This is a genomic window from Nonomuraea sp. 3N208 (assembly GCF_052245935.1).
Lineage (GTDB): Bacteria > Actinomycetota > Actinomycetes > Streptosporangiales > Streptosporangiaceae > Nonomuraea.
The window spans coordinates 1-20952 of sequence record NZ_JBQQBR010000047.1; the positions used below are offsets into that span (position 1 = coordinate 1).

Annotated in this window: 19 protein-coding genes and 1 rRNA gene; 13 read left to right on the forward strand and 7 right to left on the reverse strand. The window is 70.8% G+C overall.

Annotated features, from left to right (window positions below; all coding sequences use genetic code 11):
* Position 1 precedes the first annotated feature (1 nt).
* Together rrf and ACTWPT_RS48040 are read left to right on the forward strand one after the other, a co-directional pair.
* Positions 2–118: ribosomal RNA gene (gene rrf, locus ACTWPT_RS48035) — 5S ribosomal RNA — on the forward strand.
* Positions 119–2538: 2420 nt separating this feature from the next.
* Positions 2539–3717, forward strand: a complete 1179-nt coding sequence (locus tag ACTWPT_RS48040; protein ID WP_443184318.1) for a hypothetical protein — start codon at positions 2539–2541, stop codon at positions 3715–3717.
* A 110-nt stretch (positions 3718–3827) separates the two neighbouring features.
* On the opposite strand, the gene ACTWPT_RS48045 is transcribed toward ACTWPT_RS48040, so the two are convergent.
* The 5 genes from ACTWPT_RS48045 to ACTWPT_RS48065 form a co-directional block, all read right to left on the reverse strand.
* Positions 3828–4343: a GNAT family N-acetyltransferase gene (locus ACTWPT_RS48045; protein ID WP_443184244.1), complete on the reverse strand. Its 516-nt coding sequence runs from the start codon at positions 4341–4343 to the stop codon at positions 3828–3830.
* A 66-nt stretch (positions 4344–4409) separates the two neighbouring features.
* A complete protein-coding gene (locus ACTWPT_RS48050) occupies positions 4410–5669 on the reverse strand; it encodes an RNA polymerase sigma factor (protein ID WP_443184245.1) in 1260 nt (419 codons plus the stop codon).
* On the reverse strand, positions 5666–6046 hold the full coding sequence (locus ACTWPT_RS48055; protein WP_443184246.1) for a YciI family protein: 381 nt from the start codon (positions 6044–6046) through the stop codon (positions 5666–5668). Before ACTWPT_RS48055 ends, ACTWPT_RS48050 begins: the two co-directional genes overlap by 4 nt.
* Before the next feature lie 12 nt (positions 6047–6058).
* Complete coding sequence (locus ACTWPT_RS48060) at positions 6059–6472, reverse strand: hypothetical protein (RefSeq protein ID WP_443184247.1); 414 nt, start codon at positions 6470–6472, stop codon at positions 6059–6061.
* Positions 6473–6687: 215 nt separating this feature from the next.
* Complete coding sequence (locus ACTWPT_RS48065) at positions 6688–7614, reverse strand: MBL fold metallo-hydrolase (RefSeq protein ID WP_443184248.1); 927 nt, start codon at positions 7612–7614, stop codon at positions 6688–6690.
* 110 nt (positions 7615–7724) lie between these two features.
* On the opposite strand from ACTWPT_RS48065, the gene ACTWPT_RS48070 reads away from it, so the two are divergent.
* Positions 7725–8135, forward strand: a complete 411-nt coding sequence (locus tag ACTWPT_RS48070) for a single-stranded DNA-binding protein (protein WP_443184249.1) — start codon at positions 7725–7727, stop codon at positions 8133–8135.
* Between the two features lie 81 nt (positions 8136–8216).
* On the opposite strand, the gene ACTWPT_RS48075 is transcribed toward ACTWPT_RS48070, so the two are convergent.
* Entirely contained in the window at positions 8217–9707 is a 1491-nt protein-coding gene (locus tag ACTWPT_RS48075; protein ID WP_443184250.1) for a DUF1015 family protein, read from the reverse strand.
* A 297-nt stretch (positions 9708–10004) separates the two neighbouring features.
* Between ACTWPT_RS48075 and ACTWPT_RS48080 the strand changes: the two genes are divergently transcribed.
* Both ACTWPT_RS48080 and ACTWPT_RS48085 read left to right on the forward strand, forming a co-directional pair.
* On the forward strand, positions 10005–10427 hold the full coding sequence (locus ACTWPT_RS48080; protein ID WP_443184251.1) for a tetratricopeptide repeat protein: 423 nt from the start codon (positions 10005–10007) through the stop codon (positions 10425–10427).
* Positions 10428–10666: 239 nt separating this feature from the next.
* The gene (locus ACTWPT_RS48085) at positions 10667–11641 is read left to right on the forward strand and encodes an HAD-IIA family hydrolase (RefSeq protein WP_443184252.1); all 975 of its coding nucleotides are present in this window, start codon (positions 10667–10669) and stop codon (positions 11639–11641) included.
* A 223-nt stretch (positions 11642–11864) separates the two neighbouring features.
* Here ACTWPT_RS48085 and ACTWPT_RS48090 read toward each other — a convergent pair whose 3' ends face one another.
* Positions 11865–12212 carry an SCP2 sterol-binding domain-containing protein gene (locus ACTWPT_RS48090; RefSeq protein WP_443184253.1) on the reverse strand — a complete coding sequence of 116 codons (348 nt, stop codon included), beginning with the start codon at positions 12210–12212 and terminating at the stop codon, positions 11865–11867.
* Between the two features lie 127 nt (positions 12213–12339).
* On the opposite strand from ACTWPT_RS48090, the gene ACTWPT_RS48095 reads away from it, so the two are divergent.
* The 8 genes from ACTWPT_RS48095 to murJ all read left to right on the forward strand — a co-directional run bounded on the left by ACTWPT_RS48095 (position 12340) and on the right by murJ (position 20952).
* Positions 12340–12549: a hypothetical protein gene (locus tag ACTWPT_RS48095; RefSeq protein WP_443184254.1), complete on the forward strand. Its 210-nt coding sequence runs from the start codon at positions 12340–12342 to the stop codon at positions 12547–12549.
* On the forward strand, positions 12546–13358 hold the full coding sequence (locus tag ACTWPT_RS48100) for a TlyA family RNA methyltransferase (protein ID WP_443184255.1): 813 nt from the start codon (positions 12546–12548) through the stop codon (positions 13356–13358). The genes ACTWPT_RS48095 and ACTWPT_RS48100 overlap by 4 nt, the downstream gene beginning before the upstream one ends.
* Entirely contained in the window at positions 13355–14254 is a 900-nt protein-coding gene (locus ACTWPT_RS48105; protein WP_443184256.1) for an NAD kinase, read from the forward strand. The genes ACTWPT_RS48100 and ACTWPT_RS48105 overlap by 4 nt, the downstream gene beginning before the upstream one ends.
* Before the next feature lie 118 nt (positions 14255–14372).
* Positions 14373–16082: a DNA repair protein RecN gene (recN, locus tag ACTWPT_RS48110; protein ID WP_443184257.1), complete on the forward strand. Its 1710-nt coding sequence runs from the start codon at positions 14373–14375 to the stop codon at positions 16080–16082.
* A gap of 73 nt (positions 16083–16155) precedes the next feature.
* The gene (steA, locus tag ACTWPT_RS48115) at positions 16156–17352 is read left to right on the forward strand and encodes a putative cytokinetic ring protein SteA (RefSeq protein ID WP_443184258.1); all 1197 of its coding nucleotides are present in this window, start codon (positions 16156–16158) and stop codon (positions 17350–17352) included.
* Positions 17349–18326 (forward strand): copper transporter, encoded by a 978-nt coding sequence (locus tag ACTWPT_RS48120; RefSeq protein WP_443184259.1) that lies wholly within the window; start codon positions 17349–17351, stop codon positions 18324–18326. The genes steA and ACTWPT_RS48120 overlap by 4 nt, the downstream gene beginning before the upstream one ends.
* Before the next feature lies 1 nt (position 18327).
* The gene (locus ACTWPT_RS48125; protein WP_443184260.1) at positions 18328–19191 is read left to right on the forward strand and encodes a hypothetical protein; all 864 of its coding nucleotides are present in this window, start codon (positions 18328–18330) and stop codon (positions 19189–19191) included.
* 72 nt (positions 19192–19263) lie between these two features.
* Entirely contained in the window at positions 19264–20952 is a 1689-nt protein-coding gene (murJ, locus tag ACTWPT_RS48130) for a murein biosynthesis integral membrane protein MurJ (RefSeq protein ID WP_443184261.1), read from the forward strand.

Consider the following 20952-nt stretch of genomic DNA (forward strand, 5'->3'; position numbering starts at 1 on the left):
TTACGGCGGTTATGGCGGGAAGGAAACACCCGGTTACATTCCGAACCCGGAAGTTAAGCTTCCCCGCGCCGATGGTACTGCACTCGGGAGGGTGTGGGAGAGTAGGTCACCGCCGGACAATCTTTGAATAGAGAAAGGCCCCCGACCAGCACGGTCGGGGGCCTTTCTTTTTTATTGTCGCAAAGCCAGTCGCTTATCGTTCAGAAGTGACCGGCGATGTACCTGTCCCGGTCCGTCCGGGTTGTGGAGGGACCATTTCCGAGCCGGGCGAAGCCGGCCTTTTCAATGACCTCATGCGGGTCGGCGGGCAGCACTAGCCGCCGAGGGCCGTGCCGTCCTCTGGCCCAGGTGCCGGCGCATGAGGGATAACGTGCCCTCCGATGCCGCCGTCGCTCCGGGTTCCCGGTTGCGCTCATGCAGGAAGACTATGGCGCGCGAGTCGGGGACGGCTTGTGGTAACGGAAATGACGCGCAGTGTCGCGTTGCGTAAGCGACGGGCGAAAAGGTGGGATAGCCAAGCTTGCTGGTTCGTCCGCCACTCGCCGCCGGAAGGGCGCAGTGCGCTGCCCCAGACCGGGAGCGTGAGTTCGGGCGTGGAAACCTGCGCAAACGGGGCCGGAAGGTGAATCGCCAAGCAACAGCGCCCCGATCAGGCGCAGAGCCGTATGGCTGGAACGGTGGAAATCCTACGGATTCATCCGTAGGGAGCGCTTCCAGTCGTGAATGCGGAGCGACATGGTGACGCGGTCTTGGCTCGCGAGCGTTTGTGGCCCAGCCGATTCATCGGCTTGAGTCGGGCTCGTGGACGTTCTCCGGCTTGCTAGGCTGGAGGAACCGGGCCACCCCACGGGTGGCCTTCGTCGCGTAAGGCCCGAGGACGGGCGGCGACCAGCCGCGGTGGACCGTCGTTGTGAGTCCGCTGGGTGAGCCCAACGAAATGGACCAGAAGTGAACAGAGATAACGGATCGGACGGCGGACAGCGCGGGCCCGGCGACCATGAGGACAGGCCCTCTGGTGAGGGTGGCAGGAGCGGCGGGTACGGCTCTCGCGGGCGAGACTCCGGCGGTGGCAACCGACCGTTCCGTTCCGATGACAGAGGACGTTCCTACGGCCGCGAGGACAGAAGCTCGCGGCGGGACGAGGGCTCTCGGGACGACCGGGGCCCGCGCCGTGAGGGCGGATACGGCGACCGCCGCGAGGGCGGTCGATTCGGCGACCGTGGCGAGAGCGGCGGTCGGTACGGGGATCGGGGCGCCAGGCGCGAGGGCGGGTTCCGTGACGACCGCGGACCCCGTCGTGAGGGTTCTGAGCAAGGATCCCGCGGGGATGAGCGCCGCACCTACCGTGACAGGGACGACCGTGGCGGGCGGCGTGAGGGCGATGAGCGGCGTTCGTTCCGGGATCGGGATGACCGTGGGGCGCGTCGTGAGGGCGGTTCCGGCGAGCGCCGTGAGGGCGGCTTCCGTGACGACCGTGGTCCACGGCGCGAAGGCGGGTTCCGCGATGATCGGGGTCCGCGGCGTGAGGGCGGTTATGGCGATCGCGGTCCGCGGCGCGAGGGCGGGTTCCGCGATGATCGGGGTCCGCGGCGTGAGGGCGGTTATGGCGATCGCGGTCCGCGGCGCGAGGGCGGATACGCAGATCGCGGCCCCAGGGGCGAAGGCGGCGGCCGCACCGACCGTGGCGGGCGGCCTGAGGGCGATGAGCGGCGTTCGTTCCGGGATCGGGACGATCGTGGGGTGCGTCGTGAGGGCGGTTCCGGCGAGCGCCGTGAGGGCGGCTTCGGCGACCGGCGCGAAGGCGGCGGCTTCGGCGATCGTGGTCCACGCAAGAGCGGTGGTTTCCGTGACGACCGGGGGCCGCGCCGTGAGGGCGGTTACGGCGACCGAGGGCCGCGGCGCGAGGGCGGCTTCCGTGATGACCGCGGGGGCCGTCGCGACGGTGGGTTCCGCGAGGATCGGGGTCCCCGTAGCGAGGGCGGGTTCCGCGATGATCGGGGTCCTCGTCGTGAGGGTGGATACGCGGATCGCGGCCCTCGGCGTGAGGGCGGGTTCCGTGATGATCGGGGTCCTCGTCGTGAGGGCGGGTTCCGTGATGATCGGGGTCCTCGGCGCGAGGGTGGGTCCCCTGAGGATCGGGGTCCTCGTCGTGAGGGTGGCTTCCGTGACGATCGGGGTCCTCGTCGTGACAGCGGGTTCCGCGATGATCGGGGTCCTCGTCGTGAGGGTGGATACGCGGATCGCGGCCCTCGTCGTGAGGGTGGGTCCCCTGAGGATCGGGGTCCTCGTCGTGAAGGCGGGTTCCGCGATGATCGGGGTCCTCGTCGTGAGGGTGGATACGCGGATCGCGGCCCTCGTCGTGAGGGTGGGTTCCGTGACGACCGGGGTCCGCGCCGAGAGGGCGACCAGCGGCCGTCACGGCCGTTCTCACGGGACGACCGCGGCGGGCGCGAGGAGCGTTCCGGCGAGGGCGCCCGCGCCAGATACGGCAGGCCCGACCGGGAGAGCGAAGCGCCGCAGCGTGAGCGCTTGCCCGAGGTGGCGCCCGACATCACCGCGGACGAGCTGGACAAGGAAGTGCTCGAGGAGCTCCGCTCCCTGCCCGGAGACCTCGCCGACCTCGTCGGCCGGCACATGGTCGCCGCCGAGCGGGCGCTGGAGGACGACGACCCCGACCGGGCTCACGAGCACACGAAGGTGGCGCGCAGGTTCGCCGCGCGCATCGGTGTCGTCCGGGAGGCCGCAGGCATCGTCGCGTACCGCGCCGGGCATTTCTCCGAGGCGCTGAGTGATCTGCGGGCGGCGCGGAGGCTGACGGGGTCGGAGGCGTACCTGCCGGTCATGGCCGACTGCGAGCGCGGTCTCGGCCGTCCGGAGCGGGCCATCGACCTCGTACGTTCGCCGGAGGCCGAGCGCCTCGACCGGGCCGGGCGGATCGAGCTGACCATCGTCGAGTCCGGCGCCCGCCGTGACCTGGGCCAGCACGACGCCGCCGTGATCACCCTGCAGCGTCTGCCCGAACTGCGCGACCCGCAGCCGAAGCCCTGGTCGGCGCGGCTGGCGTTCGCTTACGCGGACGCACTGGCCGAGGCCGGGCACACGGAGGCAGCGACCGACTGGTTCGGCCGCGCGATGGCGTTCGACGAGGACGGCGAGACGGACGCCGCCGAGCGGTACGCCGAACTGACCGGCGCCGTCATCGAGGACGTCGAGGAAGACTTCGACGACGAGGACGACTTCGACGACGCAGGCGTGGCCGAGAGCGGGAACGCGGCCAAGGCGGACGAGGACGTGGACGACGCCGAGGCCCTCGCCGAAGCAGGCGACTTCCTGAACGAGGAGCCGGAGCCCGCCGATGCCCAAGGTGGGGAATCGGAGGACGCCGAGTCTGCCGAGGTCCTGGACGGCACGGAGTCTGCCGAGGTCGAGGACGGCGGAGAGTCTGCCCAGGTCGAGGACGGCACGGAGTCTGCCGAGGTCGAGAGCGGCGCAGAGTCTCCCGAGGTCGAGGACCGCACGGAGACTGAGGAGGTTCTGGACGGGCCGGATTCCGACGAGCAGAGCTCCGACGATTCCGGAGCCGAGCAGAGTGCCTCTCGCGCGGCGGCGCACGTGGAGACTCCAGGCATCGCGCCGGCGTTCATCGAGCCCGACTTCGGCGACAGGCTGGACGAGGAGGACGAGCCCGCCCAGAATCGGCCGAAGTCCGACGACTAGGCCAGCGTCCTCGTGCTCCGCCGTACCGAGACCATTCGGTACGGCGGAGCACCGCCCATTGATCACTGGGACGGGATCCGTCTGAGCACCTGTATGTGATCAGCGGCTGGTCAGGGCGCGTGAGGCCGCCATGCGTCGCGAGGCAAGCTCATGGTGATCGACGCCCACCACTCGCCGGCGATGCTCGTCACCTTCGGGGTGACGCTCTCGGTGCGAAATCCCAGCCGTTCGTACAGCCGGATGGCGCCGGCATTGTGTGAGTAGACGCCCAGATTGACCCGCTGAATGGCCGGAGAGGCGAAGGCCTCGCCGAGCGCGGCCTCCAGCATGGCCTCGCCATAGCCCCTTCCTCTGACCGCAGGTGAGATCAGGACCATGCCCAGCCGCACCGATCGGCCGGACGGTTCGGTTCGCAGCAGGAAATGACCCACCGGTGCCCCGTCGGAGCCGACGGCGACGTGGCAGCGACGGCTGGGATCCGACGCGTGGAAGGCGGAGAGCTGGCCCGCGTCGAACGGCCAGGTGAATCCGGTGTTGCCTGACCAGGTGATGAGCGCCTCCAAGCTGTCGATCCACGAGGCCACTCTCAGGGCGTCGGCGGGCTCGAACGCGCGAAGCTCAATCACGTGATCATACGTACCGGAACCGCTTCATTCCGGTCAATCGGTCTCGCACGGGGAGAGGGCCGACCGTCAGGTAGCCGAAGGGCGTGGTGCGGCGGTCGCCAGCTTCGCGGCCTTGAGCCGGAGATATCGCTGCTCGGGCCCGCTGGTGGTGCGGCGGGCGGCGCTCTCGTAGCACTCCCGGGCCCGGCTCGCCTCCCCCGCCAGCTCGAACAGGTGCCCGCGGACGGCCTCCAGCCGGTGTTGCCCGGCGAGGCGCGGGTCATCGTCGAGATAGGACAGGAACGTGAGGCCGGCGCGCGGACCGTGCACCATCGCCACCGCGACCGCCCGATTGAGCGTCACCACCGGGTTGTCGGCCATCCGTTCCAGCAGGTCGTACAGGCCCAGGATCTGCCGCCAGTCGGTGTCGCCGGCGGTGGGCGCCTCGGCGTGGACCGCCGCGATCGCCGCTTGCAGCTGATACGGCCCGAGGCCGGCGTGGGACATGGCGTGGGTCACCAGCGCGACGCCCTCGTCGATCTCGTCCCGGTCCCACATGCTGCGGTCCTGCTCGGCGAGCGGTACGAGGGCACCGTCCGCGTCCGTCCTGGCGGCGCGGCGCGCGTGGACGAGCAACATCAGAGCGAGCAGGCCCGCCACCTCGCCGTCATCCGGCAGAACACGATGCAGCAGCCGGGCCAGCCGGATCGCTTCCGCCGCCAGATCGGTCCGCTGCAGGTCTGGACCGGCGGTGGCGACGTACCCCTCGTTGAAGATGAGGTAGAGCACCTGGAGCACGGCGTCGAGCCGGGCCGCGTACTCACTCGGGGGTGGCGGCTGGAAGCCGATTCCCGAGGTCTTGATCTGCTTCTTGGCCCGGCTGATCCGCTGCGCCAAGGTCGGCTCCGGGACGAGGTAGGCGTGCGCGATCTCGGCGGTGGTGAGCCCGCCCACCGCCCGCAAGGTGAGCGCGACCTGAGACGGCCGGCTGAGCGCCGGATGGCAGCACACGAACAGCAGCACCAGCGAATCGTCGCGTGGCACGGCATCCGGCGGTGGGGCCAGGTACTGCTCAGGAAGGATCCGGACCGCCTCGGCGGCCTCCCGGTCGCGGCGGGACTGCTCGCTGCGCAGCATGTCGATCAGGCGTCGCGAGGCGACCCGGATCAGCCAGGTGCGCGGCTCCTGCGGGATCCCGTCGGCCGGCCACTGGGCCGAGGCCGCGACCATGGCCTCCTGCACCGCGTCCTCGGCGGTGTCGAAGTGCCCGTACCGACGTACGAGCGCGCCGAGGACCTGCGGCGCGTGCTCGCGCAGCAGGTCCTCGAGCCGGGGTGGGACCGTCACGACAGGGGCGTGTCCTCCGCCAGCGGACCCTGGCCCACCGGCCGCACCTCCACCGTGTCTCCGACCGCCGCGGCGATGCGGGCCGCGATCGCCATCGCCCGGTCGTGGCCGGCACAGTCCACGATCGCGAAGCTCGCCAGCACCTCCTTGGCCTCGGCGTAGGGGCCGTCCACGGCGACCGGCCCGCCCTCGCGCATCCGGACCGTCCGGGTCAGGGACGGATGCCCCAGCCCTTCTGTGGAGACGAACTCGCCGGACTCGGTAAGCTCCTTGCCCAAGTTCTCGTAGAACTCGCACATGGCCTGGAACTCCGGGCTGTTCACGTCGACCGAGTCCCAGTCGGCTTGTTTCGTGTACGCCAGCAGCAGGTACTTCACGGTGCCTCCTGGTTACCCGATGGTCCGGACACCGATGGTGTCATAGCCGCCGCCGGGCCAGACCCACGACGCGGTGATCGTGTTACCGTCTTCGCTGACAGTGGACCGGCAGTACGCCGGGGAGCCCTTCTCGCCGCCCCAGATGGTGAGGGTGCCGTCGTCGTGCACCTCGTACACGTAGTCCAGGGTGTCGCCGGTGGAGTCGTAGAAGCGGGACTTGATCTCCTCGCCGGGCTCGGCGCCGAAGGGCCGCTCGTGCCCGATCACCTCCATGCCCCTGACCTGCCGGCCGTCGTGGACCAGGTCGACGTGCTGGAGGAGGAAGAAACCACCCTCCATCCACTCGAACCGCACCGTTCCCTTGGCGCCGCCCGACAGCTGCCAGGTGCCGACCAGCCCGTCCAGCTTGCGCATCTGCTCGCTCATCGCCGTCTCCTCGCTCTCGCGTCACTCGCCCCCGGTGGGCGCGTTCTGCTGATACCTCGGAGCCGGCACAGCGGCTTTCGACATCTCTTCGCAAACTATTCCAAGATTTTTTGGGAACGCGTCCGTGCCGGCGAGTTTCCTGGTGGGCGAATGCGCGGTGCCGGTCCCCGGCCGGGGCGAGATCAGGAGAGCTCTGAGCGCCGCTGCCCGCGGCTTCAGGGTGAGACGCGGTCGAGCCAGTGGAGGATGCCCGCGACGTTCGACGGGGCGCCACTCAGCAGCTCGAACTGCTCGGCCGTCGCGTCATCGGACTTCAGCGCGGTGTACCGCTCCTTCGTCCGGTCCCTGACCATGGCGATCGCGTGGTCCAGATCCATGCCCTCGGAATGGGCCTGCCGGGTGAGATCGACCCAAATGCGAAGCTCCTCGGCCGACCGTTCGAGGGTCTCCTGGACCGCCTCTACCGGGCCGTAATGGCTGAACAGCAGCCGTTGCGGGCCGAGCGCCCCGAACAGCGCGATCGAGTCGAGTGCCGTCCGCAGGTCGAAGTCCGGCGGGGGCGTGGCCGGACGCAGGTCGCCCGTCTGGGGCAGGTACACGCCGGCCGCGTCGCCGACGTACAGGTCGCCCGTGGCGGAGTCGACGAGGCCCACGTGGTGTTTCGCGTGGCCGGGGGAGTAGTGGCTGTTCAGCGTGCGTCCGTTGCCCAGGTCGATGGCGCCGGTGTCGCCCAGGGCGACGATGCGATCGGCCTCGGTGGGGGACAGCTCGCCGAAGAGGGTGTCGAGCCGGTCACCCCACACCATGCGGGCGCTCGCCATCAACCGCGACGGATCGGCCAGGTGGCGGGCGCCCTTCTCGTGTACCACGACTTGCGCCGACGGGAAGAATCTGGCGATGTCTCCTACTCCGCCGGCATGATCCAGGTGGATGTGGGTCACGACGACGGTGGCCAGATCCTCCGGGCCGACGCCCAGTGAGGCGAGCGCGTCGCGCACCACGGGGGCGGAGGTGGAGGTGCCGGTCTCCACCAGGCACGGGCGGTCGCTCAGGATCAGATAGCCGGCCGTGATGCCGGAGTAGCCGGCCATCCTCGTGTCGATCTCATAGACGTCGCCGCCTAGAGCGGTGATGTTGTCCACAGGCACTCCCGAGCGCGCAACTGTTGTCCCCAGAACGGCGTTCGAGCCGATCCGGCCTCCCCTTCATCGTAAAGAGTGATCTCCACCAGAGCATCGACAGGAGGATGACAGTGGACCGAAACGAGGTCTTGCTGATGGGGCGGCTCTCGGCGGCCGTCGAGGAGCATCCGTTGCCGAGCGGCGACACCGCGACGAAGTGGCGCATCATCGTGCGCCGCCGGCGGCGGGACAGGCGAGGGGGCATCGTGACGGACAGCATCCCGTGCGTCACCTACGACGGCGAAGCGGCCGCCGTGGTCCGCGGCCTCAAGCCTCGCGACTACATCGAAGTGACGGGCGCGTTCCGCTGCCGCGTCTTCGGCCCTCCCGCGGCCAAGATCTGGAAGTACGAGGTGGAGGTCAGCACCGCCAAGGCGGTCGCCGCGGCCGCGCTTCATCCCGCGCCGGAGGACGACCGCCCTGCGGGGATGCCTGCCGCCCTGGTGCCCAGACAGGTGTCCGACCTGGCCCAGGCAAGTTGACCCGCCCACTCCTGACCGGTTCGGGCCATACTTCCTGCCGGTTGGGTGGGAAACACACCTGTCGGCTCGCATCCAAGCAACTCAGTCGATCGCGAACGTGCGGAGGACCAGGCCTGTTCTGGGTTTAGGGCCGAAGGAGGTGGACTTGCGGGGGACGCGTTCACCGCCCGCGGCGACGGCCAGCACCTCGTCGATCGCCAGTGGTTTGAGTATCACGGCGGTGCCACCGGTGCGGGCGGCCAGCCGCACTGCGGCTTCCGTGTCGTGGTGAACAATCCGTACGGCCTGCTCGTCGTCGCGCATGCCCCAGACCCTGGGCAGGATGAACTCGGTCAGGATGGAGGTGTTGAGAGAGTTCCAGCGGTCGGAGTGGTCGGCTGGCATGGCATGGGCGAGCTGGACGGGATCGGGATCCGTGAGGAGGTGCGCCCCGTCCCCGCCGGCGAGCAGGAATGCCGGTTCCTGGGCGCTCTCGAGCGCGGTCAGGCCCTCGGCCAGGTCGTCATAGTCGCGGACCCGCCACGAGCCCCTGGCCTTGGCGGTCGCCTCGTCCAGCGGAAGACCGGGGATCACGCGGTGGATGGCCTTGAGATCGGGCGGGTACGCGGTGGAATCGACGAGCAGGGCGAGACCGAAGTCCCACGGGGCGACCAGACCGCCGGCAGGGGACGGCTCCGGGCCTCCCGCAGGCAATGGCCGGCCTTCTTCGGCGTGCTCGGCAGCGGCATGGTCGCGTTTCGGGTGGTTGGGGCGCGGAATCGGGCGGGTGGCTCGTTCCTGGCGTTGGAGGACTCGGTACGTCGCGTACCTGTGATGGCCGTCGGCGATCAACGCCTGCCGATCATGGAGGTCGCCGTTGATCGCGGCGATCTCCGCCTCGTCCGTGATCGCCCATAGGCGGTGCGTAAGGCCGTCCTCCGTGTGGGCGGTCACGAGGGGGTGGCGCTTCGTGGCCACCTCGTCCACCAGGCGGGTGGCCGCGCCGTGAGCGCCCTCGTAGAGGAGGAAGATCGGTTCGAGGTTGGCCTGCGTGGTGCTCATGAGCGCGAGCCGGTCGGCGACCGGGCCCGGCATCACGTCCTCGTGGGGCAGGATGATGCGCCGGCCCGGGTCGGCCAGGCCCACGTCGCCGATCAGGCCGCGTTGCAGGACGTCCGGTCCGCTCTGCTCGTACACATAGAGCGCCGACGCCTCGTCCGGTACCAGGATGCCCACATCCAGCCAGGCACGCAGCGTGTCCCGCGCATCGGTGTACCGGGCTTCGAGCGGTACCGCGGCAGGTTGGGCGACCGCGGCGCGGGGTGCTGGGGGGGTCGGGGCCGTTGGCCGGGCTGCGGGGTCGGTTGTTCTGGGTGTGGGGGAGGAATTGCTGGGATCGGAGCAGGGAAGAATGAGGCGGACGACGTTGTTCGGGTGACGCCGCAGGAGGGTGTCTACGTCCGCGTCAGAGATCAGGTCGTAGGGTGGGGAGGTCACCTTCGCGGGATCTTCGACGGCGAAACGCACCCCTCGGAAGGGCCGCAGCATCAGTCCATCCGGCACTGGCAGTTCAGGAATCCCCATACCGGGCATGCTCCCATAAATGCTTGCGCCTTCCGGGAGTCACCCCTTGGTTGCAGCCATGCCCGCTCCGCAGCGGGGCAGAGCGGGTCTGTCGTCCAGCGGTCAACTGCACACCTACCTGGAAGGAGGGGGCTTGCTCTCAAGCCGGCTCCGTGCGCGGACAACACGTCCGGCTGGCTGCCGGACGACCGTGGCGTCCGGGCGGTTGACAACGCCGCAGGCGGCATGCCGACTCTCCAGGCTTTCTCCGTCCTTAAGGCGGAGTCTCCGGCAAAGGACCAAGCAAGACGAAGGGAGTCTTCACCCATGGCTCCAGATGGAAACCCCAACGATGAGAACCCGGGCACTCCCCGGGGCACCGTTTACGATTGGTATCAGCGCGGTGTCAAGCTGCTCCAAGAAGGCAGTCCGGCCGCCGCGGCCGCTCTGCTCGAGCGTGCCGCCGAGGCCGAGCCGGAATCGCGCAGCATTCTTGAGGCGCTGGCCCGGGCCCAGTTCAATTCCCGGCAGTACGCCGAGGCCGCGGCTAGTTTCCGGCAGATCGTGGATGCCAATCCGGCGGAGGATTACGCCTACTTCGGGCTGGGGTTGTCGTTGTGGCGGACCGGTGATGTGGAAGGGGCGCAGGAGCCGCTGGCCATCGCGGTCGCCATGCGTCCCGATGAGCGGCATTACGTGTCCGCGTTGAAGAGCGTCCGCGCTACCTTGCGCGCTCGCCGGGAAATGTAGGCCCATTGGCTTTGCTCATCGGGCGCGTTCCCTCCGACACTGTGGTGGCTGGGCCCGTCAGGGCGGCGTGGTGGCCCGGTGATGGGTGGCGGTGGCGGTCAGGGCGGACTGGCGGCGCGTGGCCGTCAGGGGGCCTGGTGGCACGTGGCCGTCAGGGCGGACCGGTGGCGCGTGGGGAGGCCGGGTTGTCCGGGCGCTAAAGTCTCACGCGGCCTGAGAGTCAAACGGGAAGAGGCGCTGTGCTGATCGACGGGTACGACACCCTGCTGCTCGACCTCGACGGCGTGGTCTACTTGGGCAGCCACGCGGTGCCCGGGGCGCCGCAGGCCCTGGAGGAGGCGCGCGGGCGGGGCGTGCGGCTGGCCTACGTCACGAACAACGCCTCCCGTACGCCGGCCGCCATCGCCGCCCATCTGCGCGAGCTCGGAGCGCCTGCCACGGCCGAGGACGTGGTGACCTCGGCGCAGGCCGCCGCGCGGCTGATCGCGGAAAGGGTGCCGCCTGGGTCGAACGTGCTCGTGGTCGGTGGGTCCGGGCTGCGGATGGCCGTACGGGATCGAGGGCTTCGACCGGTTTCGACCTCCATCGAGTCGCCGGTCGCTGTGGTGCAGGGGATCGCGCCGGGACTGTCGTACGGGCTGCTGTCCGAAGGCGCGCTGGCGGTACGGCACGGGGCGTGGTTCGTGGCGTCCAACCGCGACAGCACGATGCCCACCGGCCGGGGTGAGTTGCCGGGCAACGGGGCGATGGTGCGGGTCATCGCCGCGGCCACCGGGGTGGAGCCGGTGTACGCGGGCAAGCCGGATCCGCCGCTGCATCGGGAGTCGATGATCCGCACGGGGGCTCGGCGGCCGCTGGTCGTGGGGGATCGGCTGGACACCGACATCGAGGGTGCGGCCAATGCCGGGGTGGACAGCCTGCTGGTGCTCACGGGAGTGGCCGCGGCCGTCGACGCGCTGACGGCGGAGCCGCGGCACCGGCCCACGTACGTCGCGGCGGATCTGAGAGCGCTGCACCTGCCCTATCCCGAGGTACGGGACGGGGCGTGCGGGGGCTGGCGGGCCCGGTGGCAGGACGGCGCGCTGCGGCTGGAAGGGGACGGGAGCAGGATCGACGGGCTGCGAGCGGCTTGTGATGCGGCGTGGGCGGCGGCAGGGGCCGGGCGGGTCGAGGAGGACGCGGTCAAGCCCGTGCTGGACCGCATCGCCGGGTGAGCCGGTGCCGTAGCGGGTCGTCTTCCCGGCGCCGTTCGGGCCGAGCAGGCCGAAGATCTCGCCGGGTGCGATCGCCGGGGCCGGGCCGTCGACGGTGGGGTGGCCGCTGTAGGAGCGGCTCAGCCGTTCGGCCTCGATGATCAGACCCATGTTGTTCGTCCATCACCAAATAGTTAACGGTGCCATTAAATAACTACGCGACAGGGGCGGTCATTCGGCCTATCTAGATCAGCTTCCGCAGCCGCAGCAGGTCGCCGAAGCTCGCGTCGATCTTCACTCGGCCGCCGAGCAGCGCGCGCGCCAGGTCCAGCTCCCCGTCGACCAGCGCGATCAGGTCGTCGCTCGCGATCGTGAGCTTCACGTCGGCAGGCTTGCCGTCCGCCGGCGGCTGCTCCGTGAACGGGTCGAGCCCCCCGTGGTGCAGCCGGCCATAGAAGATCACGTCAAGGTCGGGCACCCGGCAGCTGACCGTGCGTTCCACCACGTGCTTGGCCCGGTCCTCCTCGTCGATCTCGTCGAACTGGGCGACGAGCTTGACCAGTGCCGCCCGGCACTCCTCGACGCTTGCCATGATGCGCATCCTTTCTCTTCCTTTACGGACCGTAGCGTTCCACATCACTAGCACCCCCGTATGACCTTCAACGTGTGACACGCCTGCCAAGGTCCCGCGCGCTCGCGGGAGGCGTTACGGTCGAATCATGAGTGAGCTGCCGGAGGAGACCGGCGACGAGCGGGTCGACGCCATCGTGTCCAGCCTCGGCCGCCTGGACGAGCTGCCGGTCGGTGCCCACGTGGCCGTCTTCGACGAGGCGTTTTCCGAGCTCGAGGCCACGCTGGCCGCCGTCGAAGCCGGGGAGGCGGCGCAAGTCCCAGGAGTCGCGGGCGAGCCGGCGCCGGGTGAGCGGTGACCCGGAGGATCCGCTTGGACAGCGAGCTGGTGCGGCGGGGCCTGGCAAGGTCGCGCGAGCAGGCGGCCCAGCTCATCGACGCCGGCCGGGTCACCGTCGGCGGACAGCTCGCTCGCAAGCCCGCCACCCAGGTCGACACGGCCTCCCCCATCGTGGTGGCCACCTCGGATGACGGCCCCGACTACGTTTCGCGCGGAGCGCACAAGCTGCTCGGCGCGCTGGACACGTTCCGGAGCCTGACCGTCGAGGGCCGCAGGTGCCTCGACGCGGGCGCCTCCACGGGCGGGTTCACCGACGTGCTGCTGCGTCGCGGCGCAGCGCACGTGCTTGCCGTCGACGTCGGCTATGGCCAGCTGGCCTGGTCATTGCGGACCGACGAGCGGGTGACGGTGATGGAACGGGTCAACGTTCGCGATCTGACCCCCGACATGGTCGGCGAGCCGCCCACGCTGATCGTGGGCGACCTGTCGTTCATCTCGCTGCGGCTGGTGCTGCCCGCTCTGGCCGCGGTCGCCGCCCTCCAGGCGGATTTCGTGCTGCTGGTCAAGCCGCAGTTCGAGGTGGGCAAGGACCTCGTCGGAGCGGGCGGCGTCGTACGCGATCCGGAGTTGCGGCGGCAATCCGTACGTGATGCCGCCGCCAAGGCGGGACAACTGGGCCTGACCGTGCGCGGCGTGACCGCCAGCCCGCTGCCCGGACCGTCGGGAAACGTGGAATATCTGCTCTGGCTGGGCAAGGGAGAGGGCGAGCCGCCGGTCGCCGACCTCGAAGCCGAGATCCAGCGTGCCGTCGCGGAAGGGCCGCAATGAATCGGACCGTGCTGGTCGCCGTGCACACCGGGCGGGGCGCCGCCGTCGAGAGCGCCCGCCTGGTCATCAACCGGCTGGTCGACGCCGGGATCACCGTCAGGGTGCTGGAGTCCGAGGTCGGCGAGATCGGCTGCGCCGGCGTCGAGCGGGTGCCCGGCGACCCCAGCGCGGTCAAGGACGCCGAGGTCATGATGGTGCTCGGCGGCGACGGCACGCTGCTGCGCGCCGCCGAGCTGGCCAGGCCCGCCGGCACACCCCTGCTGGGGGTCAATCTCGGGCATGTCGGGTTCCTGGCCGAGGCCGAGGTCGACGACCTGGCCGCGGCGGTCGACAGCGTCGTGGCCGGCCGCTACGACGTCGAGGAGCGCATGACGATCGACGTTCTCGCCCGGCTGAACGGGCGGGTGCTCGCCGACACGTGGGCGCTCAACGAGGCCACCGTCGAAAAGCAGGAGCGCATGCTCGAGGTGGTCACCGAGATCGACGGCCGGCCCCTGTCGCGATGGGGCTGCGACGGCGTGATCTGCGCCACGCCGACGGGCTCGACCGCCTATGCCTTCTCGGCGGGCGGGCCCGTGGTGTGGCCCGAGGTCGAGGCGCTGCTCATGCTGCCCATCAGCGCCCACGCGTTGTTCGCCAAGCCGCTGGTGGTCTCACCGCGCTCCACGCTTGCCGTGGAGATACTGCCGGACACCCCGGGCGGCGTCCTGTGGTGCGACGGGCGGCGCCGCTTCGAGCTGCCGTCCGGCTCGCGGGTGGAGGTACGCAGAGGCGCCGAGCCCGTGCGCCTGGCGCGGCTGCACGGCGTGGAGAGCACCGGCGCGCCGTTCACCGACAGGCTGGTCGCCAAGTTCGAGCTTCCTGTTCAGGGCTGGCGCGGAAGGATGCGACCCTGAGTGAATGGGAGGCGGAGCGCGTAGGATCACGTGGGCACACGTGTTCGGAGACGATCCGTGCGACCATCAGTTGAGACGATCCGTGTGACCGACGACACGGCAGTGACGGGAGTGGGCAGTGCGACCAAGGGTCGAGGAGGTCCGCATCCAGGGGCTCGGCGTCATCGACGAGGCCGTGCTCGAACTTTCCCCGGGCTTCAACGTGGTCACCGGCGAGACGGGCGCCGGCAAGACGATGGTCGTCACCGGGCTCGGGCTGCTGTTCGGCGGCCGGGCCGACCCCTCGCGCATCCGCCCAGGGGCCGACCGGGCGAGCGTGGAGGGCACGCTGGTCATCCAGCCGGACGGGCGCGTCGCACAGCAGGTCGAGGACATCGGCGGCGAGGTCGAGGACGGCACACTGATCATCTCGCGTGCGGTGTCGGCCGAGGGCCGGTCCAGGGCCTGGCTCGGCGGCCGCACGGTGCCCGTCGGCACCCTGACCTACCTGGCCGACGACCTGGTGGCGGTGCACGGGCAGATGGACCAGCAGCGGCTGCTCCAGCCCGCCAGGCAGCGGGCCGCGCTGGACCGCTACGCCGGCGACGAGCTCGTCAAGCCGCTGCGGGCCTACGCGCAGGCGTACAAACGGCACAAGCAGGTCGCCGCGCAGCTGGAGGAGCTGACCACCAGGGCGAGGGAGCGGACGCAGGAGGCCGACATGCTGCGCTTCGGCCTGGAGGAGGTCGAGAAGGTCGACCCCAAGCCCGGCGAGGATGCCGACCTGCGTTCGGAGGAGGAGCGGCTTTCGCACGCCGACGCCCTGCGCAGCGCCGCGACCACCGCGCACACCGCGCTGCTCGGCGACCCGATGGAGGCGGCCGGCAGCCCCCATGACGTGATCTCGCTGCTCGGCGAGGCCCGCGCGGCGGTGGAGACCGTACGCGACTTCGACGCCCAGCTGGCCAGTGTGGGCGACCGGCTGGCCGAGGCCGGATACCTGATCTCCGACGTGGCCACCGATCTGGCTGCGTACGCCGAGTCGATCGAGGCCGATCCGGCGCGGCTGGCGGCCGTGCAGGAACGCCGGTCCGTGTTGTCCGGGCTCATCAGGAAATATGCCGAGGACAGTGCCGGGGTTCTGGCGTGGGCTCAGCAGGCCGCGGCCCGCCTGGCCGAGCTCGAAGGCGATGACGAGCGCATCGACGAGCTGACCCGCGAGCACGACGAGCTGACCGACAAGCTCACCGACCTGGCCGCCGAGCTGACCAGGGTGCGTGAGGCCGCCGCCGAGCGGTTCGGCCAGGCCGTCACCGAGGAGCTGACGGCGCTGGCCATGCCGCACGCCAGGGTGGTCGTGCAGCTCGGCCGGAGCGCGGAGTTCGGCCCCGAAGGGGTCGACGAGGTGGAGCTGCGGATGGCCGCCCACCCCGCCGCGCCGCCGCTGCCGCTCAACAAGGGCGCCTCCGGCGGTGAGCTGAGCCGGGTGATGCTCGCGATCGAGGTGGTGTTCGCCGGTGCGGATCCGGTGCCGACATTCGTGTTCGACGAGGTCGACGCGGGTGTCGGCGGCAAGGCGGCGGTGGAGATCGGGCGCCGGCTCGCCAGGCTGGCCCGCACTGCCCAAGTGATCGTCGTCACCCACCTGCCGCAGGTGGCCGCGTTCGCCGACCAGCACCTCGTGGTCGAGAAGGCGAGCGACGGCAGTGTCGTCCGCAGCGGCGTCACCGCGCTCGACCACGAGGGCCGGGTACGCGAGCTGTCCCGCATGCTGGCCGGCCTGGAGGACTCCGAGCTCGGCCGGGCGCACGCCGAGGAACTCCTGGGGCTCGCCGCGACTGATCGGTGATCCTGGGTGACATAGCGGACACGCCGCGTCATGCGTGGCCTCTGCGCTGTTTCGCTCTGGCAGGATGGTCTTGATGAAGGTTCCGGGGAGCAGGATGCCGGGCCTCCGCGGCAGGAAGGTCGGCGACCTTCCCGGCATAACGGCAGTGGCGAGAATCGACCGGCGTACCAAGAGGCTCACCAAGCGCCTCCAGCCCGGGGAGATTGCGATTATCGACCACGTTGACGTGGACCGGGTCAGCGCGGAGGCGCTTGTCGCATGCGGAGCGGCGGCCGTCGTCAACGTCGCGTGCGGCATCAGCGGTCGCTATCCCAACCTGGGGCCCCAGATTTTGCTGGACGCGGGCGTGCCGTTCGTCGACAACGCCAACACGGAGCTGTTCGAGCGGGTCAAAGACGGCGACGTCGTCAGGCTCTGCGACGGGGTCGTCTACGTCGAGGAGGACGTGGTCGGCAAGGGCGAGCCGCAGACCGCCGAGGCCGTCGAGGCCGCCATGGCGGAGGCGCGCGCCGGGTTGGCCGTGCAGATCGAGGCGTTCGCCGTCAACACGATGGAGTACGTCCGCGGCGAGGGAAAGCTGCTCATCGACGGGGTCGGCGTACCCGAGATCCGGACGAACCTGGAGGGCAGGCACGTCCTCATCGTGGTGCGCGGCTACCACTACAAAGAGGACATCGCCACCCTTCGCCCGTACATTCGCGAATACCGGCCCATCCTCGTCGGTGTCGACGGCGGGGCCGATGCGCTGATGGAGGCCGGCTACCTGCCCGATGTGATCGTGGGCGACTTCGACTCGGTCTCCACCAAGGCCCTGACGTGCGGCGCGGAGCTCGTCGTGCACGCCTACCGCGACGGCCGGGCCCCAGGGCTGGAGCGCGTGCACCAGCTCGGCCGCGAAGCCGTGATCTTCCCCGCCACCGGCACCAGCGAGGACATCGCGATGATCCTGGCCGACGACAAGGGCGCCGAGCTGATCGTCGCCGTCGGCACCCACGGCACGCTGGAGGAGTTCCTCGACAAGGGGCGCTCCGGCATGGCCAGCACCTTCCTCACCCGCCTGATCATCGGCAGCAAGCTCATCGACGCCAAGGGCGTGAGCAGGCTCTACCGGAGCCGCATCTCCACCTCGCAGCTGCTGCTCCTCGTGATCACCGCGTTGATCACGATCGTCGTCGCACTCGTCTCCGCGCCGATCGGCCGCACCTGGCTGAACGGCCTGCAAGACGCCTGGAACGCGTTCATCTTCTGGCTGGTCGGACTCTTCTCGTGATCGATTTCCGCTATCACCTCGTCTCCATCGTCGCGATCTTCCTGGCGCTGGCGGTGGGCATCGTGCTGGGCACCACGCTGCTCCAGGACCCCGCGATCGACCTGGCCAAGAGGACCAGTGACGAGCTGACCAACACCAACAACGGGCTGCGGGCCGACCTCGACACTCTGCGCGGCAGAGAAGCGGGCAACGACGCGTTCATCACCGCCCAGACGCCGGAGCTGGTGGCCGGCGCCCTGGTCGGCCAGCGGGTGCTGCTCATCGAGTCGCCTGGCTCGAGCACCGCCATGCGCGAGGCCGCCCAGCAGGCGATCGTCCAGGCGGGAGCGGAGGTCTCCGGGCGCCTCACGCTGACCGAGAAGTTCCTCGACCCCGCCGGCAAGGGCGTGCTCGACGGCCTGGTCAACCAGCTCAAGCCGGCCAACATGATCTTCCCCGCCACCGCCACCAGTTGGGACCGGGCCGCCTCACTGCTCGCCGCGTCGCTCATGACCAACGACCCCGCCCAGGCCAACACGCCCAACGCCGCCACCGGTGACGTCCTCAGCGCCTTCGAGACGGGCGGGCTGCTCAGCATCGATGGCGAGCCCGCCAAGCGGGCCACGCTCGCCGTGATGTTCGCGCCGGAGAAGCCGTACGAGGGGGAGAACGCCGAGGTGCTGGCCGAGGCGCTGGTCTCGGTGGCCGACGGGTTCGACGTGACGGGGAAGGGCACGGTGCTGGCCGGGGCCGCGCCCCCCGCCGCCGTGACCGGCGACGCGATCAGCTCCCTACGCGACGAGAGCGAGATCTCCAGGCGCGTCTCGACCGTCGACACCGCCGACATGCCCGCGGGCCGCGTCGTGATCGTCTACGCTCTGCGGGAGCAACTGGCCGGGCGCTCCGGCCAGTACGGCACCGGCAAGGGGGCCTCGGCCATGCTGCCCCCGGTGACGTCCGCCAGCCCCACCCCCACCAACCAGTCAGGGAGCTGACATGCCTGCCAGCAGGGCCCGTGGCCTGCTCTCCGCCCTCGCCGGCGCCGCGATCGGCGCCGTGGCCGCCCGCGCCGCCTACGCGGCGTTCACCCGCAACCGGCCGGCCGACCTGACCGGCCGCTGGACGCGCAAGAACCACCGCGGTGAGCCCATCACCCTGCTCGAGGGTCCCGCGTTCGTCGCCGGCGCCGGCGCGGCGGCCGCGCTCACCCCCGGCCTGCCCGGCAAGCTGCGCCTGGCCGCCCTGGTCGCGGGCGTCGGCAGCGGCACACTCGGCGCGTACGACGACCTCTACGGCACGACGTCGTCCAAGGGCTTCAAGGGACATCTGACCGCGCTCGCCCGCGGCGAGGTCACCAGCGGCGCCGTAAAGATTCTCGGCATCGGCGCCGCGGGTCTCGGCGCGGCCGCGCTTGTGTCCGATGGGCCCGCCGACACGCTGGTCAACGGCGCCGCCATCGCCGGTGCCGCCAACCTCGCCAACCTCTTCGACCTGCGCCCGGGCCGCGCCATCAAGGTCGGGCTGCTGACCGGCGGCCCGCTGCTGGCCGCCTCGCTCTTCCGGGCCACGCCCACGGCCGCGGCGCTGGCCGCCGTGCCGCTCGGGGCCGCGGCGGCGCTGGTGCCCGAGGACCTCGGCGAGCGCGCCATGCTCGGCGACGCGGGCGCCAACGCCCTCGGCGCGCTGCTCGGGCTGGCCGCGGTCACCAAGCTGAGCAGGCCCGGCCGCTACGCGCTGCTGGGGACCGTCGTGGCGCTCACCGCCGCCGCCGAGAAGGTCAGCTTCACCAAGGTCATCGCCGGCAACCCTGTGCTCAACCGCCTCGACATGCTCGGCCGCCGGCCCGTCGACTCCGTGTGACGCGATTGTCGGCGCGACCTGCCAGGATGATGTCCGCGTGATCGGGTGCTCGACGCGGGCGGAGGAGGCCGGGTGGGTGTCGTGACGGCGCGAGGCGTCGCCGGTGGGGCCATGCTCATCGGGGCGATCACCGTGCTCGCGCGCATCGCCGGCTTCGCCAAGCAATATGCCTTCGCGCAGACGGTCGGGACCAACTGCCTGGCCACGGCATACATGACGGCCAACCAGATCCCCAACATCGTGTTCGAAGTGGTCGTCGGCGGAGCGCTGGCGGGGATGGTGGTCCCGGTGCTGGCCGGCGCGGCGGCCAGACAGGCGCCGGACGGCCCGGTGGGCGCTGGGGCGCTGGACGGCTCTGCCGGGCTCTCCGGAGCGTCCCCGGAGATGGACGGTCAGGACGCTGCGCGGGTGAGCTGGATCAGCTCGGCGTTGCTCACCTGGGTGATCGTGGTGCTCGTCCCGCTCGGCGTGCTCACCGCCCTGTTCGCCGGACCGATCACCGGGCTGTTCTTCGGCCCGGCGATCGACGGCTGCGCCGACGTCGGCGCGGTGACCGCGGTCGCCGCCCGCATGCTGGTCGTCTTCGCCCCCCAGATCCCCCTCTACGGCGTCGCCGTGGTGCTCTACGGCGTGCTGCAGGCGCACAAGCGGTTCGCCGGCCCCGCCGTCGCGCCCCTGGTGTCCAGCATCGTGGTCATCGTGGCCTACTTGCTGTTCGTGCCGTTCAGCGCTGGCGTGACCGATCCCGCCGCGCTGCCGGGTCCGGCCGAGCTGGCGCTGTCCGCAGGCACCAGCCTGGGGGTGCTGTCCCTGGTGCTGGCCGTGCTCGGGCCCCTGGGCCGCCTGGGGCTGCGGTGGCGGCCGGTCCTGCGGTTCCCCGACGGCGTGGCCGTACACGTGCGCAGGCTGGCCCTGGCGGGCATCGCCGCGTTGCTCGCCCAGCAGGCCGCCATGATCGTGGTGTTGGTGTTGTCCAACAACGCCATAGGCAACGGGGCCATCGCCGTTTACAACTACGCGTGGGCGATCTACCTGGTGCCGTACGCGGTGCTGGCCGTACCCATCGCCACCAGCGCGTTTCCCCGGCTCTCCGCGCAGGCCGGCGACCCGGCCGGATTCTCGGCGCTGGCGGCGCGCACCACGCGAGCCGTGGCGCTGGTGTCCGGGCTGGCCGCCGGGGTCCTGGCCGCCGCCTCGGGGCCAGGGGCGGTGGTGTTCCTGGGGGTCAAGAGCGACGTGCCCGCGCCCGAGCTGGCGCGGGCCATCGCGCTGTTCGCGCCCGGGCTCATCGGCTATGGGCTCATCGCGCATCTGAGCAGGGTGCTGTACGCGGCCGGGCGCGGCAGGGCGGCCGCCAGCGGGACGGTGGCGGGCTGGGTGGTCGTGATGGTCGCGCAGGCCGTCTTCGTGGTGGTGCTGCCCGAGGGGTGGAAGATCGGCGGGATGGCGCTGGGAATGAGCGTGGGGATGAGCGTGGGCGGGGCGTTGCTGCTCGGCTCCGTGGTGCGGGCCCGGGGGCGGGCGGTCGCGGCCGGGCTGGTCAGGGCGTTGTGCGCGGCGGTTGCCGGTGGGCTGCTGGGATATCTGGCGGGGGCCGCCGTGGTGGGCCGGCTCGGGGCGCACGGCCTGTGGCCGAACGTGGGCGCCGCAGCGCTGGCCGCAGTCGTGGCACTGGCGGTGGGGAGCGCGGTGGTGGCCGTGGTGGACCGGGCCGACGCGGGTGCGGTGGCCGGGCTGCTCAGGCGGAGCGGGAGGAGCTGA